Source organism: Paenibacillus sp. S28 (assembly GCF_016624415.1).
Classification (GTDB): Bacteria; Bacillota; Bacilli; order Paenibacillales; family Paenibacillaceae; genus Paenibacillus_AQ; species Paenibacillus_AQ favisporus.
In genome coordinates, this window is record NZ_JACVTM010000007.1 from 146,640 (window position 1) to 165,311 (window position 18,672).

Consider the following 18,672-nt stretch of genomic DNA (forward strand, 5'->3'; position numbering starts at 1 on the left):
TCCTTTTGGCTATTGAATCTAACCGCGGTTATAGCCTTGGTTATAGAAGATTAGATCGAATTTGGAAGTATCAGCGGTCACCCCGCAGCTCTCGTCCGCGCTTTATCGCCTCCAAGCGGTTTTTCGCCTGCAGCTTACTATAAATGCGGTTAATATGCGCTTTAAGGGTGCCCATGCTGATTTCGAGCGTTGCTGCGATCGCCGCATTGTCCATGCCCACTTCCATGTGGCGGAAAATCGCATACTCCTTAGGCGTCAGAAGCGTCTCCAGAGCGGCTGGCGGGATATTCAGCGGATCGGCCGTTCCGCCGTAACAGGCCAAAAGTTTGCGGACGTAAGTGAGAGAGGGCGCATTGCGGTCTCGGATATTCCCTTTTTGGCGCTGCCGCACGTATTCCGCGAGTAGCTCCGCGACAGGCTTGCCCTTGTCGACGAACACGCGGACGTAGTCGTCCGGCTCAGCGTACCCTAACGCCTCTTCCAGCTTGAGCAGAGCCTCCTCCGACTTGTCCTCGCGCTGGAGCATCATCGCTTGCAGAATCTGTAGATCCAGTGCATCCATCGGACGATGGCCCTTGACCGCGATGGAAAATAGCTTTTCCGACAACTCCCAAGGCTCTTGCTGCTCACCCGTCTCCATCAACACCCGGACGAGGAAGACGTAAACGAACAGCTGATACACGGACACCGGATCGTCCGCGGAGAGCTTGTACCGTTCCTTCCACCGGACGGCCTCCGTAAGGTCCCCCTGTTCGAGCCGCAAAGCGGCCATCTCCGCTTCGACGAGAATCGGCGCTGCATCGGCTTCCTCCTTTTGCGCTCTCGCGCAAGCCTCCTCCAGCCACTTCTCCGCCAGGGCGACGTCTTGCTTCGCTCTTCCGATCCGCGACAGGAATAGGCTTGCGGGGACATACGCTTTTTCCGGCTGATAGGCTTTATGGCTCCTGCCCGCGAGTCCTTGCTTCAAATAGTTCTCCGCCTGCTCCAACTCGTTCCGTTCGTACAGCAGTTCCCCATAGCAAATCACCGTCAAGTCCTGCAAGCCTATCCGTCCCATGAATTCGATCATGCTCGCGAAAAAGTCGTCCGACAGGCCCCTGGGCAGATGCTTGCCCCGTTTGCCGTTATACGAGCGGAAAACCGATGGAGCCAGCGGCATATAGGGAGACGCGAAAATTAAATCCGTTCCTTCGGGACTATGTCGGAGCGACAAACGGATATACTCCAGCGCTCGGATCATGTCCATGTCATACTGGGTCGCCTTGAAATTGCGAACGTAATACAGGTAACCCAGATAACGGTTCTTTTCCCCTTCTCCCCACATGGACGAGGTTTCCTCATAATACTGCTCGGCCAGCAGCAAATACCGGTTCGCCTTCTCAACATCATGGGACCATAACAGCGAGAAAATATACGAAAAGAACAGGTAGGGTCGCTGGATCAACATCTGCTCAGGAATCGCTTGCAACCAGGACCGGATTGCGTGGAACTCCCGGCGGATCATGACGCTGCGCATCCTTTCCAGCAAGCGCATGGCTTCCTCATACCGCTGCCCGGCCAAATAATAACCGACCGCTTCCTCAAGCATCTCCTGTCCCTCACACCATTCGGCGGCGGCTTGGAACAAGGCGTTCGTTCTGACGGGATCTTGGAGCTCTAGCCGATTCCGCAAAAACTCTCCGAACAAGTGGTGGAACCGGTACCACTCCCTACGGTCATCCAACGGGACGAGAAACAGGCCGACGTCTACCAACTCCGCGAGCTTCACCGAGCCGTTACCTCCGCCAACCTTTTCGCACAGAGGACCGTTCATGCGTTCCAGAACCGACACATCCAGCAAGAAACGCTGAGTCCGCTCGTCCAAAGCTTCGAACACTTCCTCCAACAAATACTGTTCCAAGCTCCCTCCTTCCGGAGAATGGCGCCTCTTCCCGGCATCTGTACGGCCTCCGTAACGCCAAGATAACGAAATTAACTTCAAGCCGGTCACCCAGCCCTCCGTCTCGGCGAGGTAACGTTCGATCTGCTCCCTTCGCAGCTCCCGCCCGGAATAGATCCGGAAGAAATCCACCGTCTCCCGCAAATCGAATCGCATCGGATCGGCATCAATTTCATGGATCCAGTCACGGCTCCGCCATCTCGCCTTGACAATACTGGCTGAGGCACGGCTTGCGAATAGAAGGTACACGGAAGGAGGTAAATATTCCAAGAAGAATGAAACGGATTCGACGATCTCCGGTTCCACGATCAGGTGCCAATCATCCCAGATCAACGCGAGCGGATTTTGCAGGCGGTTCAATTCGTTCAATAAATTCACGAGAAACTGTTCGGCCTGTCCAGGATTCAGCGCGTCAGCTGCAGCATGGACCGAGCTCGGCAACTCTCCGATCGACCGCTCGATAGAAGTCGTGACATAACGCCAAAACCGGACCAGATCGTTATCCTTTTCGTCCAGCGATAGCCAGCCGACGGGAACGTCCGATTGACGTGCCCATTCGCTGACCAAGGTCGTTTTGCCGTACCCCGCCGGTGCGGTCAGAAATGTCGCCTTCCCAGCCATGCCTTCATTCAATCGCTCGATCAAATGTGGGCGTGACACGTATTGGACAGGAAGGTGGGGAATCCGTAATTTTGATAAAAGAATCTCAGGGTTGTTGTTATTCCAATCGCTCGTCATCGTCTGGTCCTTTCCCAAGTGAAGGATTCGTTTTCGTATTCGTGCTTTCTATTTTAACATGTCGAATCGGGAGAAAGACGAATAATCGCGGCTTCACAGATCTCGAGTATACTAGCTATGAACCCTTAAAGTACGGATTTGTTCCGGAAGCGCAGCCTACTATGGCGTCTACAACGCCGAGCCGCAAAAAAAAGCCGCATCAATGCGGCTGTTAAGTGTGTATGTTCTTGTTATGTGCAGATATCCTCTACAAGGAAAATTCACGTAAATCATGAATATCTCTTATCGGGGGACGTCCAAATAAGCGGGCGTACTCTCGATTAAATTGTGAAGGACTTTCATACCCAACACGAAATCCCGCGTTAGCTGCATCCAGGTTTTCCGTTAGCAGCAGTTGTCTTGCTGTTTGCAAGCGAATGATCTTTTGATATTGAAGCGGACTCATGGCCGTTACTTTCTTGAAATGTCTATGCAAGCTCCTCGGACTCATCTTGACCGTCTTAGCCAGCTCTTCAATGATTAGAGGCTCGGAATAATGATTTCTGATCCATTGTATGGCTTCGGATATACATTGAGCATAGCTTCCGATCACGGCATATTGCTTCAGCAGTTCTCCCTTCTCGCCCTGAAGAACCCTATAAAATATTTCCTTAATGATCAAGGGAGCCAGCACCTCAATATCAGAGGGGGTCTCCAGAAGTTCTACAAGGCGTAAAACCGCTTTGAGCAAGTCCGAGGTAGACGGATTGAGTAGGATTCCTCGTTCAGTCGTCATCTTCTTCGAAGGACTGGATGTTTTCGATATATCGAGAAGAAGATCCGGATCGAAGGTCAGTTGTAAACTTAGGTATGGATAGCTTGGCGATGCTTGAGTAATTTGTCCGATCACAGGCAGATGTACCGGAGAGACCAAATAGCTCCCTGGGTCCACATCATATCTTTCCTCGGCTAAGTCCACCGTTTTAGAACCTTGAGCAACGATGTAAAGGGAAGGATGGCTGTTGCTGTACACTGGCCGTGACTGCTGAGATTGACGTCTGAAATAAAGCTCAGGAATTGCCATGCTGTGCACGCCATCCATCGGTGTAAGACGATCAATGTACCGGACTAACTCGGAAATGAGCTCTTTCAAGTTTATGCACCAACCTCTTTTGTTCAAAAATCAGTTAAACCCATTATACTTCTCTGGCGGGAATAGGCAAGGAACGGGCGTGAATGGTCTACCGGTTGAACCCCCACTTTTCTTAAAATGAAATGTGTAAGAGACATATATTATAGAAGAAAGAAGTGGTGAGTGTGTCCGGAATACAAGATAAAGTCATTGTAATAACAGGCGCAAGTGGTGGGATCGGTGAAGCAACTGCAATGCTGCTTGCCGAGAGAGGAGCCCAAGTTGTACTTGGCGCGCGGCGATCGGATCAGCTTGAAGCTATAGCTAACCGGATTGAGAAGTCTGGCGGTAAGGCAGCTTATCTCGTTACTGACGTGAAGCGGTCCGAAGACCTTTCAAACCTTGTCCAATTGGCAAGCGAGAAATTCGGGAAGCTTGATGTTCTTATTAATAATGCTGGTTTCATGCCCATGTCTCCCTTTGACGATCTGCGGGTCGAGGAATGGGAAGACATGATCGACATTAACATTAAAGGAGTTCTATATGGGATAGCAGCGGCACTACCCACTTTTCGGAATCAGGGCTCAGGACATTTTATTAACATTGCTTCCACGGCAGCCTATCGCATTTTGCCTAATATGTCGGTTTATGCAGGGACAAAGCTTGCCGTTCGTGCGATTTCAGAAGGTCTGCGTCAAGAAGCCGGCGATAAGCTTCGTGTAACAATTGTTTCACCCGGATTCACAAACACACCTGGCTCCATGCAATCGGATGCTCTGGACGCTATAAGGGACCCAGAGATGAAAGCCAAACTCGAAGCTTATCAGAATATTGGGTTATCCCCCTACTCGATCGCTAAAGCTATTGCGTTTGCAATTGAGCAGCCCCATGACGTGGATGTCAGTGAAATCGTGGTCCGCCCGACAGCGCAAGGATAGGAAACGGATAATGCTGACTAAAAACATCAGAAGCTACCATTTATCGTTACCTTAAAATTGTTCAAAAGTAAGGAATAGTATTAGAGCACATACGTGAGTCAGGTATTCAGCTACCAGTAAAAGGACGTACCACTGCACTGCGTTGCTGTTTCGGTACGCCCTTCTTTATAACAGCTTATTTAGTGCGGTGTGCCAGAACACCAGATTAACGTGTCTTTAAGCAGCACTGCTGCAAATAGGACGAGAAGATTGTTATATTTATTAACATGTGCTTGTTATCTCCATCCAGCTTGCTGAGTAAAATCCCTCCCTCCAACAAGGAAAATGCAAATGATGCTAGCGCATCAACATCCAGATCCTCTCTAAACTCCCCAGCTTGAATGCCGTCACGAATAATACTTTTCATCATATCCAAGAAAGTATGCAAACCTTGTCTTGCCCGACCACAAAGCTCTGAATGCGTATCGTCACTTTCTACAGCTGTATTCTGCATAGGACATCCGCCGATAAATGGTGGATTGTTTACAACATCCTCATAGACACGAAAAAAAGCCATTAACTTTCCTGAAGCAGACTGCTCTTGGTCGACCGCCTCACAAAATTTTCTGTTGACCATGCCGGCAGCGTAATTGTAAGCTTCCAGCGCAATCTCGTCTTTACTGGCAAAATGTCGATAGATGCCCCCCTTCTTAATTCCTGTGTCAGCAATGATATCGTTTAGCGATGTGCCGGCATATCCTCTCTGGTTAAAAATTTCAGCCGATTTCATAATGATATGTTCCCGTGTTCGATCCCCTTTTTTCATGAGCTCCTCCCGTATGAACCTCTTTTATTTCAATGGATTTAAATAAATTATACAATTCTGGCCTTGTCATTTACTAGAATCCTGATAATATAAAAGATACCTTTCGGTCTCTTTTTATTGTACAGCAAGCCATTCCAAAATGAAATAGCCCTGGGCTGGCCATTCATCAATGGGACGTAAATGCAATGATCGAGAAAAAAGCGGACTCCAATTGATTTCATGACAGGCTTTCGCTTGTTTGGAGTAAATAAACGTTTTAGGAGGGTTTTTCAATGACTGTAGAAATAGGCATTAGAGCGCTAGATATGTAACCTCTCACAATTTAAGAAGGAAAGAAGGAAATCTCATGGAGGATGCTCTCCACAATACGAAGACCGAGAAAAATGTAGTTCTCTTGCTTCCCCGTGAAGGCTTCATTATTACGTTGCTTTGCATGACTGTTGTGTTGGTCACGATGAATACGGCCATGTTTAATTTGGCATTAAGCGATTTAAGCCACGAATATAACCTGCCTTCATCTATCGTTTCGTTGACCGTCACCGGCTATTCTATCATGTTCGCCATCTCCTCGATCACCTACAGCCGGTTGTCTGATTTGGTTCCGCTTAACCGATTGTTCGGCATTAGTCTGGTTTTGACGGGAGGCGCCTCGGTTGGAGCGATGCTGAGTAACCATTTCTGGGTGCTGCTAACTGCCCGCATCGTGCAAGCTGCCGGGGCCGGGGCGGCACTCTCCCTGTCCATAGTGCTCCTAGCCCGTTACATACCTCAGGTGCGCCGGGGGAAATCGATGACGTTCATCATGTCCTCCGTGTCACTGGGTTTTGGACTTGGCCCGGTGATTGGCGGCTTTGTGGTGCAATATCTCGGTTGGAAATATCTTTTTGCCATTACATCCTCGCTGTTGTGCATTGCCCCGCTGCTTATGTGTTTTATTCCAAAAGAGTCGATGTCCAAACGGTCTTTCGATGTAATGGGAGCACTGACACTGAGTGCAGGTACAGCAGGTCTGCTGCTATTTTTCACCAACTATCATCCCGTTGCCTTGTTGATCGGAATTTCAGGGATAATCGTCTTTACTCTGCATATCCGCCGAGCGAAACATCCGTTTGTGATGCCGTCATTATTAGCTAACAGAACCTATCTTATGCTTGCCTTAACTGGGGTCTTAGCCTATTTATGCAACTTTGCAACGCTTTTTTTGCTGCCGCAAATGCTGTTGAAACATTTTGGTTTGAGTGCAAGTCATGCCGGTTTTGTTATTTTTCCAGGTGCTATTTTGTCTACATTGCTATCAAGAAGGGTCGGGGCGATGATCGACGAGCGGGGAAGCAGCAGAATGCTGCGTACGACTCCTATGCTCGTATTATTGGCAGCCGTATTATTCGCAGGACTGGGCACCCACTTTTGGGTGGCCAATGTTTTTGTGTACATGCTGATGAATTTAGGCTTTGCTATCATTAGCAGCTGCGTTTCTAACGAAATTTCGTGCTTACTCCCCTCTTCTCAGATGGGTTCAGGAACGGGATTGTACCAACTGATGCAGTTTATCGGCGGCGCATTCAGCATTGCGGTGATGTCAAGTGCAATGGAATGGCAAAAGCATCTTCCGCCTAGCCAGACGTATGCCAACCTATTCTGGGGGCTTGCCGTGGTGGCGGCTATATCCAATTTGTGTGCCTTTATGTACCTAAGACGAATAGCCCCAAAAGCCACATCGTCATCTTCATCTTAGCAAGGTTAATATGGAGTACATTAATTGATAGCCATATTAAATAGGGTTAACCATATAAAGTCGCAGCAACGCAGCTTTTAAGCGGTTAAACTTCGATCTTCAGCATGAGAATGTTCAAAGTTTATTTCATTAGGCAGTTGATTCAAGGCGAGTTGCTGTTCTAACATAGGGAGGATGCCACTTTGGTGTTAATGCCTGTAACTTCAATACCCTCAAAACGCACTACTTTTACAAGCCTATATCAGGAGGTAAATGCCCATGATCCCAACAAGTGAATGGCTGTCCCAGTGGGAGCAGCAGCGTGACAAATTGAAATGCCCTGTAGATTTGAATGATTATTTTATTTTGTCTGAAATGGCAGGCAAGCAGCTGGCAGTTATAGATTTTGGTCCCACCTCCATTCCTACCGGCCAAATTCTTGTCCGCGACCCGCTATGTTATTTGGGAAGTATAGAGGAGCAGCCTTATTTCCTAACGGCGTCCGTTGGAACATACTCAGCCGAAGCCTGTGTGGTGAAGCCGGACGAGGATGGTGACTGTGCCCGCTATGCCGCCGTTCGTCTGCGATTTTCCGATGTTCCTGCCGTCCGGTTCGAGGAAGCTCTGATTGGACATGAAGATATTTTAGGGATGGGGAACGAAGAGTTTTTTGGCTTCAATGTAGATGCTGGTCTGGCATGTATTTGCGATAAGCAGGCGCATCAAGCTTTTTGCGACTTTGCTAGTCGGTGGCATACAGAACATCCTGATGGCAATCTTTACGATGATTATTTTGCAGCCCTGTTTGCCAAGAGTTATCGCGAAAATCCACAGTATCAACGAAATGGTGGCGATTGGCTAAACTGGAAAATTCCCGACACCGATTACCATATCCCCATGTTCCAATCCGGATTTGGCGATGGCGCCTATCCGGTTTATTGGGGATACGATCAAGCAGGTGAAATCTGCCAAATCGTCGTTCAGTTTATTGACATTCAATTGGCATATACGTAAGTCAGTTCAAAGGAGAACGACCGTTATAGGCGTTCTCCTCCTCGTCACACTGAAACTTTTATTTCCCCTCTTGCTAACTGCTAGGCGTAACCTTCACCGAGGCCACACCACCAAAAATTCCGGATGACGAGCTTCGATATATTCATCACTTCAGTGAATACAGAGGATTACCCCTGCTTGTTACATATGTACCACCTCTCCTTACTCCTCACATACACTGGTATGATTTTACAATGTGAGTAAAGCCAGTCTTTTGCTCGTTTACGATGACTATGAAAAGGTAGGAGCAGGGAATTCATCAATTCTCATACGTAGTAAACTATATGGTTTTTCCCGCAGGTCTCTCCCATAATGAAATCTCGCCTGCCGATGTAATTGATTCACAATGACATATAAGTATTGATCGGGGCCAATCGAAAAAGTATCCGGCCATAAAATTCTCGGATCATGTGCGATGGTTTCCATTGCGCCATTCGGCAATATTTTCCGGATGCTATTATTTTCATAGTCTCCTGCATAAACGGTTCCTTTTGAGCCGGTGATCATTCCATCAGACGCACCCTTTTCCCCCCAATAGTGCACATATTGAGATAAATTCATGTCCTGTATCCTTCTGTCTCTTAGGGCTTCTGTTGAGATCGAGAACAGTTGACGGCTGGTTAGCGGAGCATAAAATAAAACCTTACCATCCAGAGAAATCGCTAAACTATCGGAAGCCATTCTAAAAGGTGAAGTTGAGCCGTCAGGGTTTCGATTCATCAAAATTCTACCTTCTACTTTTGGTAAAAAATTAGAATCAGGTGAAGTTGATACTGCCCCATTTAACCGTCTAAACGCGTTCCCATTTTCTAAATCCACGACGATAATAGCCCCTGGCCCTCTGGAAGAAGAATCCGTTATATATGCATAGCCTGCTCTACCTACTCGAAAATCCAAACGGACGTCATTCAGATAAGTTGTTGGCAAAACAACATCTTCAGTAAAGGTATATACTCTCCTTATTGTGTTCGTGCTTAAATCAACAGCAACTAATTTTGCTCCCCCTTGAATAGGTTCAGAAAAATTTGGTGCCCCTGTATCCAGTACCCAAAGTGTTCCTCTTCCGTCAGCAACGATACTTTGGACACTGACGAAAGACATCGTAATATTCGCAGTATTAACCAAATTGGTTTCTAAGTTGGGATAAGGCTGCAACTGCCCCTTTACAATTTCCGCCACAGTAAATTGGACATCGTCTCCCCATTTCGGAAAGCATACAAAAATACGACCGGTTTCCGAAACGCTGACACCTGTAGGCATAGCCCCATAAAAAGCATGCACTAGCTCAAACTGCCCAAAATACTTTTCCATAGGTAACATAGGTTGCATGATATCCTCCTCATCAATTCTAAACGGATATCATCTATATATGATGAAAATTTGATGTAGTGCCTGGTTCTTGTTAAATTTATCTATCGTGATGGATATTGTGGGTTTCAGCTCAAAACAAAAAGCTTCGACACAAGTCGAAGCCTTTTGATGGTGCGATGAACACATTACGTCCTGACACCTTTACGTCCCGGTAAAACGCGTAAAACCACAGTGGTTCGCGACACGTTTTTGTTTATTTTAACCAGCTGTCAAATTCAGTTGCAACAAGGCGTTCACCTGTTAATCCTTCAGATTGCTCGGAAGCAAGATAAACGATAGGTTTTGCCATGATTTCCGGCTTCAGAAGCTGAGAGTTTCCTTCAAGTTCCCTTTTCACTTCCTCGGGTATCATTCCGGTTACGGTGGCCCCGCCAGGAAGAAGCATATTTACCGTCACTCCAAATTCACGCAGGTCTTCAGCCATGATCAATGACAGGGACTCTGTCGCGGCACGAGAAGGGCCATATGGGACAAATCCTTTTCGTTTCATAGTTTCATAATTCATCGATATATTGATGATTTTTCCTCTTCCCTGCTCAACCATCAGGGGAGCGAATCCCCGGGAGGTTAGGAAATAACCGGTCACATTTGTATCGATTAAATTTCGAAATCCTTCAGGAGTGACCTGATAGAAAGGGTGCGGTTCTGTAAGGAATTTTGGGTTTACAGTCCTCATGCCTATCCCGGCATTGTTCACGAGGACATCGATTTTCCCCCATTCCGCTTTTACCCAGTTCACTGCATCTTGCACCGATTCCTCTGACCTGACATCCAACGGAAGTTCAAAAACATTCGAATATCCTTTTTCTTGAAGTTTTTCTACAGCTTCCGTCATTTTTGCTCCCGGACGGGATGCCACTGCAACAGTTGCTCCTTCAACAAGAAGTGCTTCTACCATGGCATATCCTAAGCCGCTTGATCCACCTGTAACGACAGCATGTACGCCAGATAATACTTTTGCCACTTTTTCACCTCATGTTGGGTTTAAATTTCTCCAAGCTCAATCTTACTTTCGTTATCTAAAACACCTGGAATGGTTAAAAATCAGGAAAATCCCTACCGCTATAGCTTTATTATATCTCAAATTCCTGTGAAAAATTAAAAAGCTGACCCTGTTAGTGTTCATAATCACCTCAGGGTCAGCCTGACTTCATGACGAATTGGCTTGATGATTTGGGACTATAATGTGTTTCCATTAGGTTGGATCTGAAATATCAATGATACGAGTTCAACCCAATCAGATGATTGGATAATTCAACTTGTAACTCGGGTAGCAATAGTACGGTGGTCTAAGTCCAATTTTAGACATCGGCCAGGAATCCTCTATATAGACCATCTTTACTTTTTCATTTGAATGGTTTACTAGCAATAGCTTTACTTCTGGATTAAATTCATATCTCAAAGTGGTAACTCCCTTCCATTAAGAATGTGTGGATTCTCCCCCATCAACATGAAGAACTTGACCAGTAACAAAACGAGAATCATCGGAAGCAAGATAGACATAGGTTGGCGCAAGTTCAAATGGATGGGCAACTCGTTCCATTGGATTAAATGCTCCATATACAGCGACTTGGTCTGACGAGAAACTTGCTGAAATAAGTGGGGTCCAAATTCGGCCGGGGGCGACGGCATTGACTCGGATGCCTTGTTTCACGACATTTTTTGCCAAGGCACGTGTCCAACCAACGATTGCGCCTTTTGTGGACGTATAATCAATCATTTGCTGCTCACCCACATACGTCACTACTGAAGAAGTGCCTATGATTGAGCTGCCTGGTTTTAAATGGGGAAGCGCTGCTCTTGTTGTGTAAAAATGAGAGTATATATTTACTTTGAAGGTGTCATCAAATTGCTCATCCGTAATGTCAAGCAGACTTAGTTGTTGAAATTGAATGCCTACGTGGTTACAAAGAATATCTAGACGTCCAAACGTATTTACTGTTTGTTCTACAATGGAGATACACTGTTGTTTGTCTCGCAAGTCACCAGGCATTAGAATACAACGTTGTCCGAGTTGTTCAATCCTCGTTTTTGTTCTATTTGCATCCTCATGTTCATCTAAGTATGAAATAGCAACATCTGCTCCTTCTTTAGCAAACGCAATTGCAACGGCCGCACCAATACCACTGTCACCTCCTGTAATAAGTGCAACTTTTCCTGTTAACTTTTCGCTCCCTTCATAATTCGGATTTTCGATAATCGGAAGGGGTACCATTAATTTTTCCACGCCGGGATGGCGGAGCTGGCGCTGTTCAGGCAAACTTATCGGAATTTCTTCGTAACGTGTGATTTTCCCATAGTTAGGGTACATAGGATAAGGTTGAGTTATCATGTTCGCTTTAAACATTTGTTGCATTTGTTTTATTTGGTCTAATTGACGACTTTGGTCCTTTTGATCCATGGAAACCTCCAATAGGAATAATTTTCATCTATAGGATGTATATGTTGTTTACTGCAAATAAAGTAAAAAAATTGTTTGCTTATCGACACAGAAGCGTATTTTCTCTCATAAGAGACAGCATTTTACGTTATTGAACTGACCTTTAGACAAGAAGCCTTACTCAAAATTCTAGCTCCTTCCAGCATTTAAAACGAAAAAAAGCCGCAACTATGCGGCAGTATAAGTGTGTCCGTTCTTGTCATCTTACTGTTGGTTAAGCATCGGATTGCCCACTAATGAACGGGATGGAGAAGATGTGTCGCCCCGGGTTTAATTCTTGAGTATGGGGCTGATTCTCGGCAGTCACCATCACAGGAGGCATCACAAGCGTGGCCGTGGTTCGTTCAGGAATCGTAGCCTGAATGTGCAAACCGGTTTCCCCCATTTTATTGCAAATGCTGTTATTTTTACTTGCAACAGACATGTTCTATCTTTCTGTAAGTAGGAAAAAGACAGCCGGCTTTTGGGGGCGGCTGCCTTCAATGTTTATTGAGCTAACGCTACTCTGCATTAGAAGGCAGCTTAAAAACATATTCTTCGACTTCCTCAGCACGTGCATTGGAAAACCCCTTGTCTTCACCACAAATCTTAAATCCGCATTTTTCCAATACCCGAATAGAAGCTGTATTATCTTTTGCTGCACGAGCAAATAAGGGACGAATGTTTACATAGTCAAGAAGTTGAGAAAGTGATCTAGTTGCAATACCTCTTCCCCAGTACTCTCGTCCGATCCAGTAGCTGACTTCTGGTTCACCGAACTGTTCAAAACTCGATACATGCCCCGCAACTTGATCGTTAAAAAGCACGGTCTTTTTTATAATCCGGTCGTCGTCTAATATCTTGTGCCAGTGAGACATAAAGGCGATCTTGTCCGTTGGATCTTTGGCAGTAAAGGCAGCCATATGGTTGGCAGTCTTGTCCAATTGCTGCTCAAAAAATATCGGTAAGTCATCTTTATTCACGTCTCGCAATATCACTTCGTTATTCATATTTCCACCTCACTAAGTGATGTTTTCCGAACCGAACGATAACGCCCTTTTGAAAACGTCCTTTCATTGGGGAAATGAAAATATCAGTCCATAGACTCTGTCGAAATCGTCCCGCATCCGTTGAATAATGCGAAATGCTGAAAACAATGGTTCATTGCTGTTCGCAACTGCTTTGTTGGCTGTATGCCGTTCTCGTACCAGATATTTTTAACAACGAGTGTCCCGGTTTTTCGCTCCGCGATGACTTCGGCTCGTCCGATTAGGCTTTCTCCGTATAATAGAGGCAGCACATAATAACCGAATTTCCGTTTGATTGCGGGCGTGTAAATCTCCCAGGTGTAATCGAAGCCAAACAATTCACTGATCAGCTTTCTGTCCCAAATCAAATTGTCCAGCGGGGCAATCAGCTCGCAGCGAAATTTCGGTTCCGGATTTTGCAGGACGGCTTCAATGAGCGGCCAGTCCTCTGCGCGGCAGTACAGCGTATCCTTCAATTGCTCTACGGCAATAGCCACAATGCGAGCTTCGTCCAACAACTGGCGGAAAACCTCGTTACGCTGCTCCGCTTTCAATCCCCATATGTTCAGCCAAGCATCGGATGCCCGATTCCATAACAGGCCAACAGCACCGATCCGGCGCAGTACCCGCCACTTGTGATGATCAATCTCGGCCTTCAGCGGCTCCGGCGCATTCAGCAGATTTGGCGGTATGTATTTCTCGGCGATATCGTAATATTTACGTGTTCCTTTTTTATGATGGATAATCAACTCGCCTGTCGAGTACATCTGTTCCAGCACCGACCGGGAGGTATTGTTTCCGCCGCTCCAGTGGATGGCCGATTGCCACGAGAAATTCCCATCCAATTGTAGATCATCCGAGCTTAGCGCACCGTGATTGTGGATGTGAACCCGCACTTGCTCAGTCAACTCTTCCATTCCGGGGTAGCGCTTGGCATGTTGTCGGGCGGCCTGCCTGTACCGCTCAAAATACGGCCAGTCCTCGAGAGGTATAATAGCCAGATTCTTGTCAGGATAATCGATCAGGAATCTATCTTTATACAGCAGCTCGTCGAGCATGTTCTTGGTAAATCCTTTGATTCGCGACTGCAGCACCAATTCGGCGTTTTTTCCGCAAACATCGATGGGATCGTATTGAATACAGCCGACCTGCCGCACAAAATCCAACACTCCCTCCTTTCCAGCAAATTGATATTCACCAAAGAGCCCGTGCTTCAATAACAGAAATTGTCTTGCCTGGCGGTTTGTCAATTCGATCATGAACGCATCGGCTCTTTTTCAACGGTTCCAACCACGCCTATTCCCCCTAACTGTGGAGAACGAAAAACAAACACATGTTCCCTTACATTTTACCATTATCTAGATAATAAAAACAAGAAGGATTGAAAAATAAGCCTCGGCCGATCGGATCTTCCAAGGAAAAGGGGCACCCGATTTCGAGTGCCCCTTCAACCTCTATCACCAAGCCTTCATCGTCTGTTGGCAGCTGATGAATAGACGACCGGGAAATGATCGCCCATCAGAATGTCCCCTTTGTTAACCGTGACATATGACAGCATCGGATGGCTGCCGTCCGGGTCGTAACGGGTATGTCCCGGCATGTAGTGAACGGCGATTGCCCGCCGTTTGCGCTCTGAACGGTTGTGGGGGCTTCCGTGCCAAGTGAGGCAATGGTGGTAGCCAACCTGCCCCTTCTTGATTTCAAACGGTATCGCTTCCACTTTTGCTTCCTTCGGCAGCAGCTCCGGCTGACGATGGTAAGGCATGAAATCGGGCGTGTTCGCCAAATAGGTTTGATGATTCCCCCACTTATGGCTGCCAGGCACCATCCACATGCAGCCGTTCTCGATGACCGCATCGTCGAGCGCGACCCAAGCGCTGACCAAATCCGCGGGTTGAATGATCGGCCAAAGCGGGTGGTCCTGGTGCCAGTGTGTCGGACCGCCGGAGACGGGTGGTTTGTATTGGATTTGATCATGCCATATCCGCAGCGTATCGGTGCCGCACAGCTGGGCGATCTCCTCACAAATGACCGGGTGAGCTGCGTGCTGAAAGAAAGCGTCGCTGGCCATCCAAATGTTGACGATTTGCACCACTTTCTCACTGACCGTCATTTTCATCCCCTCATGAAGGGAATCGCTGCTTTCCGCGAGCATGTTTCGATTCAGTACCGGTTTATTCACCGACTTCCCTTCCATGACTAAATCAAGCTCTTGGCGCAGTCGCTCCACTTCCTCGTCGTTTAAGACAATGCCGCCCTTCACAAAACCGTTTTTCTCGAATTCGGCCAATTGATTTGCATTCAGCAACTTACCTCACGCTCCCGCCCGTTTTATAATGATGGATGTAAACGCCTTCTATAGATTTATCATAGATGGTATGCTCATTATTGTATTTTCCGAAATCCATTATCTTTTTGGGTATTTGCAAGTTTAAGCTTCAGACGGAGGAGATTGGTCATGTATACCGGAACATTAGACACGATTACGCCAACGGTCAATTTTTCTGCACGGGCAACGGCGGAGGCGGGAACAGACTGGGGGTATCGGAGGATCCCCGACAATCAGCTTTTCTATGTCGTGTCCGGCTGCGCAGAGCTCGAAATAGGAGGACAAAAAGTAGCCATTCTGCCGGGAGAATGCGTTTGTTACGGTCCGGAATGCCAAACGAAGCTGACGGCGATTCGAACGACTGATTATATCAGCGTTCATTTCCATTGGCACGCCTCTTCTCCTTTGCCCGTCCATCCCGGTCTCCAAATCAAATATGGCGATCCGGGTTCGTTCAGTGCCCCGCAACTGTCCGTTTTTCATATACCGTCTTACGGAGAAGTCAAGATTCCAACCCTGCTAACCATTGCCGGACTTGAACCGATCCTGTCTAAAATGGTTAATGAATACGAATCCGAGCTCCCGGGATATACGCTGACATTGCGTTCGCTTATGATGCAGGCGATTACCCTGATCTGTCGACAGCTGCTCGGGAACGACCACGTACAGGGTTCGAGGAACAAGATCGAACCGGCCATTCAAGCGATGCAGGATGAGCCCGGCATAAACTGGTCGGTTGCCGCACTTGCGAGCTTGTGCGGCTATCATCCGGTACATTTCACCAAGCTGTTCAAACATGAAATGGGGGTGACACCGAAGCATTTTATTATCAGAGAAAGGATCAAACGGGCGAAGCTCGCGCTTCTGCAGGGTGAGAAGCTGGAGTTGATCGCGGAAAGATTCGGTTTCAAGAGCCTTCACTATTTCAGTTATCAATTCAAGCAGGAGACAGGTCTCACGCCTACGGAATTCCGAATGAACGGCCGGACCGGCGGAGATGGATAGCGCCTTTGGCCATCGTTGGAATAGCTTAGCCGTTCATTATTACCGGCTGCCGGCGCTGGCTTAACGAATCGATTGTCGGGTTGTTTGGTCGTAAAGGTCAGCAAGCGATTTGGCAATCCGCTCGATGACCGTCTTAGAACGGTAATACCCGCCGTGTGAATTAAGGGGGGTGCTGGCCAGAAAACCTGGGTTTCTGACCTCCACATCTTCTGTCACAGCCGCATTATACTCCGCGCTTAAACGTTTAAGCGGATAGGCGATCACATCATCTTTATCGTAGAAATTAACCCATTCGCCGTATGGGAGCCCTTCGGCCAAAAGAGCAGGCGAAGGAAACGATATCGGCTTGCCAAAGTCGTTATACCGCATCGTCCAGATCGCAATCGGGCTGCCCATTGTGTAAAAATGTGTTAGCGTATCACCACGAACGAGTGCCGAAGGATTTTCACTTATTGATGCAAGCTTGCCGCTTGGCAGCCTGCCGTTTTGCAGGTCGTATATGAAGTTACTCGCGATGATCGTGCCAAGACTGTGGCTTATGATGCACAGCGGGGCGCTGGGTCCTGTGCACTGCGCGAGCTCCTGCAGCTTTTCATAAAATCGTTCGTGAATTGCGGTGTAGATGTAGTTCCTGTCATCGTCACCTGCTTTGTGGGGCAGCGGTTGATAGGCAATCGCGTCACCAAGAAAGCTAATCGCGTACCCCCGAGCATCGATCCACTTGTTCCAGTGCAAATGGTCAGGCGCAAGCTTTTCCTTGAGCTCATCTTCAAGACGGTCCGTAATGTCCGCCCAATAAATCCCCTTGCTGACCAGCTCCACCGCTGGACATATTTCACCTAACCGCTTGCTAATGAGCCCTGCCATCGCCTCATGAAAATGTTCTTTTTGCTTTCCAATGCCGTGCACAAACCCTACCGCGATTTTCATCGAATTCCCCACCACCTTCATCGCAGATCAACTTCCATATCATTCTAATTATAAGGGAAAGCATAGGCGCCGTTCCAACAAAGAACAGGTGCTGCCTCTGAATTATGGCGTGTGCTCGAGGAGCATGGCCGGAAATGATGAAAGAGGGTTTCTTCGTTCATTCAAGTTCCTTTTTAGTACTGTGCTTGGGATTTTGCCAATATACTCTAAAGATATGATATGACAATGGCTTCTTCTATTTTCAGGAAGGAAGATCAGCACATGCCGATAAGTCCGCCAATGTTGCAGAGGGGCGATACCGTTGGAGTCGTTACTTTGGGGAGTCCCCTCGCTGCAGACGTAATTAATGCACGGATCGAAATTTTGAGAGCAATGGGATTCAATGTTGTATTGGGTCAATATGTATATGCACAAAACGGGTTTCTTGCCGGCACAGACGAGCAGCGGGCATCTGATTTGATGATGATGTTTCAAGACGAGCGGGTTAAAATGATCCTACCCACCAGAGGCGGTACAGGAGTGGCGGGAATTCTTCCTTACCTTGATTATACGGTGATCCGCAATAACCCAAAAATTGTGACAGGTTACAGCGATATAACGGTACTTTTAAATGTAATGCATCAATATGTAGATTTAATAACATTCCATAGTCTGCTGCTCATTGACTTCAAACCCGATACGCCCGCTTATAATTTCGATCAGTTTTTCTCTGCGACATCCGTGTATTCATCAACCCGGACCATCTTCAATCCGCCGGGGATGCCGCTGATCAGCCGTGTTCCGGGCAACGTTACTGGGCAGCTTGTAGGCGGTAATTTGACATCCTTTGTCGATACGTTGGGCACGCCTTTCGAAATCGATACAAGGGGTAAAATTCTTGTTCTTGAAGAAACTCATGAGCCTACCAATACCGTCTACAGGTACTTGAATCATTTGAAGCTTGCCGGAAAATTCCGTGACTGCATCGGCATCATTATGGGGGAGTGCTCGGGCTGCCAGGTTGCTTATGGTAAATCGTATGAGGATATAATCAACGAATTTGTTGTACCTCTCGGTAAGCCACTGATAACGAACCTTGCCACTGGTCATGGCTTATATAAAGCCGCTTTGCCGATTGGCGCAACCATCAATCTCAATTCAGTCAATAATAGAATAACTATAATTGAACCTACCATCAGCGTTATCTGATCATTATGACCAACGATCAGCCTGTCTTTATAGTGCTAAGGTTATCCGTTAGCGTAACAGTGAACACTACTAATCTGCATTAAGTTATTAATACATACATTACT

At 47.1% G+C, this 18,672-nt stretch carries 15 protein-coding genes; 5 read left to right on the forward strand and 10 right to left on the reverse strand.

The genetic code is table 11. The annotated features are described in order from the left end of the window. Nucleotides 1–70: 70 nt before the first annotated feature. Both IAE55_RS18410 and IAE55_RS18415 read right to left on the reverse strand, forming a co-directional pair. On the reverse strand, nt 71–2,584 hold the full coding sequence (locus IAE55_RS18410) for a LuxR C-terminal-related transcriptional regulator (protein WP_234489665.1): 2,514 nt from the start codon (nt 2,582–2,584) through the stop codon (nt 71–73). Nucleotides 2,585–2,924: 340 nt separating this feature from the next. Beyond that, entirely contained in the window at nt 2,925–3,809 is an 885-nt protein-coding gene (locus tag IAE55_RS18415; protein WP_145163783.1) for an AraC family transcriptional regulator, read from the reverse strand. Between the two features lie 164 nt (nt 3,810–3,973). Between IAE55_RS18415 and IAE55_RS18420 the strand changes: the two genes are divergently transcribed. After that, nucleotides 3,974–4,726, forward strand: coding sequence for an SDR family oxidoreductase (locus IAE55_RS18420; RefSeq protein ID WP_145163962.1), 753 nt, complete (start codon nt 3,974–3,976; stop codon nt 4,724–4,726). Nucleotides 4,727–4,931: 205 nt separating this feature from the next. Here IAE55_RS18420 and IAE55_RS18425 read toward each other — a convergent pair whose 3' ends face one another. Continuing rightward, nucleotides 4,932–5,531: a TetR/AcrR family transcriptional regulator gene (locus IAE55_RS18425; protein WP_200633481.1), complete on the reverse strand. Its 600-nt coding sequence runs from the start codon at nt 5,529–5,531 to the stop codon at nt 4,932–4,934. A gap of 346 nt (nt 5,532–5,877) precedes the next feature. Here IAE55_RS18425 and IAE55_RS18430 point away from each other — a divergent pair, with 346 nt between their 5' ends. Then, entirely contained in the window at nt 5,878–7,266 is a 1,389-nt protein-coding gene (locus IAE55_RS18430) for an MFS transporter (protein WP_200633482.1), read from the forward strand. A 258-nt stretch (nt 7,267–7,524) separates the two neighbouring features. Next, nucleotides 7,525–8,259 carry a DUF4241 domain-containing protein gene (locus tag IAE55_RS18435; RefSeq protein WP_234489666.1) on the forward strand — a complete coding sequence of 245 codons (735 nt, stop codon included), beginning with the start codon at nt 7,525–7,527 and terminating at the stop codon, nt 8,257–8,259. 270 nt (nt 8,260–8,529) lie between these two features. Here the strand turns inward: IAE55_RS18435 and IAE55_RS18440 are convergent, their stop codons facing one another. The 6 genes from IAE55_RS18440 to IAE55_RS18465 all read right to left on the reverse strand — a co-directional run bounded on the left by IAE55_RS18440 (nt 8,530) and on the right by IAE55_RS18465 (nt 15,424). Beyond that, nucleotides 8,530–9,627, reverse strand: coding sequence for an L-dopachrome tautomerase-related protein (locus IAE55_RS18440; protein WP_200633484.1), 1,098 nt, complete (start codon nt 9,625–9,627; stop codon nt 8,530–8,532). Between the two features lie 235 nt (nt 9,628–9,862). Next, entirely contained in the window at nt 9,863–10,633 is a 771-nt protein-coding gene (locus IAE55_RS18445) for an SDR family NAD(P)-dependent oxidoreductase (RefSeq protein ID WP_260986993.1), read from the reverse strand. A gap of 456 nt (nt 10,634–11,089) precedes the next feature. Continuing rightward, nucleotides 11,090–12,070, reverse strand: coding sequence for an SDR family oxidoreductase (locus IAE55_RS18450; RefSeq protein WP_145163774.1), 981 nt, complete (start codon nt 12,068–12,070; stop codon nt 11,090–11,092). Nucleotides 12,071–12,609: 539 nt separating this feature from the next. Then, nucleotides 12,610–13,098, reverse strand: coding sequence for a GNAT family N-acetyltransferase (locus IAE55_RS18455; RefSeq protein WP_145163770.1), 489 nt, complete (start codon nt 13,096–13,098; stop codon nt 12,610–12,612). 83 nt (nt 13,099–13,181) lie between these two features. Beyond that, the gene (locus tag IAE55_RS18460) at nt 13,182–14,375 is read right to left on the reverse strand and encodes a DNA glycosylase AlkZ-like family protein (RefSeq protein WP_200633485.1); all 1,194 of its coding nucleotides are present in this window, start codon (nt 14,373–14,375) and stop codon (nt 13,182–13,184) included. A gap of 209 nt (nt 14,376–14,584) precedes the next feature. After that, the gene (locus IAE55_RS18465) at nt 14,585–15,424 is read right to left on the reverse strand and encodes a phytanoyl-CoA dioxygenase family protein (protein ID WP_200633486.1); all 840 of its coding nucleotides are present in this window, start codon (nt 15,422–15,424) and stop codon (nt 14,585–14,587) included. A gap of 150 nt (nt 15,425–15,574) precedes the next feature. Between IAE55_RS18465 and IAE55_RS18470 the strand changes: the two genes are divergently transcribed. Next, on the forward strand, nt 15,575–16,450 hold the full coding sequence (locus IAE55_RS18470) for an AraC family transcriptional regulator (RefSeq protein ID WP_145945557.1): 876 nt from the start codon (nt 15,575–15,577) through the stop codon (nt 16,448–16,450). 60 nt (nt 16,451–16,510) lie between these two features. Here IAE55_RS18470 and IAE55_RS18475 read toward each other — a convergent pair whose 3' ends face one another. Beyond that, complete coding sequence (locus IAE55_RS18475; RefSeq protein ID WP_200633487.1) at nt 16,511–17,380, reverse strand: chemotaxis protein; 870 nt, start codon at nt 17,378–17,380, stop codon at nt 16,511–16,513. Between the two features lie 261 nt (nt 17,381–17,641). Here IAE55_RS18475 and IAE55_RS18480 point away from each other — a divergent pair, with 261 nt between their 5' ends. Next, complete coding sequence (locus tag IAE55_RS18480; RefSeq protein ID WP_200633488.1) at nt 17,642–18,568, forward strand: S66 peptidase family protein; 927 nt, start codon at nt 17,642–17,644, stop codon at nt 18,566–18,568. The last annotated feature ends 104 nt before the right edge of the window (nt 18,569–18,672 follow it).

Bases quoted from the DNA above. Each gene is read 5' to 3' on its own strand.
- IAE55_RS18430 (WP_200633482.1), top strand. From the start codon at position 5,878: ATGGAGGATGCTCTCCACAATACGAAGACCGAGAAAAATGTAGTTCTC.
- IAE55_RS18425 (WP_200633481.1), bottom strand. From the start codon at position 5,531: ATGAAAAAAGGGGATCGAACACGGGAACATATCATTATGAAATCGGCT.
- IAE55_RS18470 (WP_145945557.1), top strand. From the start codon at position 15,575: ATGTATACCGGAACATTAGACACGATTACGCCAACGGTCAATTTTTCT.
- IAE55_RS18480 (WP_200633488.1), top strand. From the start codon at position 17,642: ATGCCGATAAGTCCGCCAATGTTGCAGAGGGGCGATACCGTTGGAGTC.
- IAE55_RS18440 (WP_200633484.1), bottom strand. From the start codon at position 9,627: ATGCAACCTATGTTACCTATGGAAAAGTATTTTGGGCAGTTTGAGCTA.
- IAE55_RS18450 (WP_145163774.1), bottom strand. From the start codon at position 12,070: ATGGATCAAAAGGACCAAAGTCGTCAATTAGACCAAATAAAACAAATG.
- IAE55_RS18455 (WP_145163770.1), bottom strand. From the start codon at position 13,098: ATGAATAACGAAGTGATATTGCGAGACGTGAATAAAGATGACTTACCG.
- IAE55_RS18435 (WP_234489666.1), top strand. From the start codon at position 7,525: ATGATCCCAACAAGTGAATGGCTGTCCCAGTGGGAGCAGCAGCGTGAC.
- IAE55_RS18475 (WP_200633487.1), bottom strand. From the start codon at position 17,380: ATGAAAATCGCGGTAGGGTTTGTGCACGGCATTGGAAAGCAAAAAGAA.
- IAE55_RS18460 (WP_200633485.1), bottom strand. From the start codon at position 14,375: ATGATCGAATTGACAAACCGCCAGGCAAGACAATTTCTGTTATTGAAG.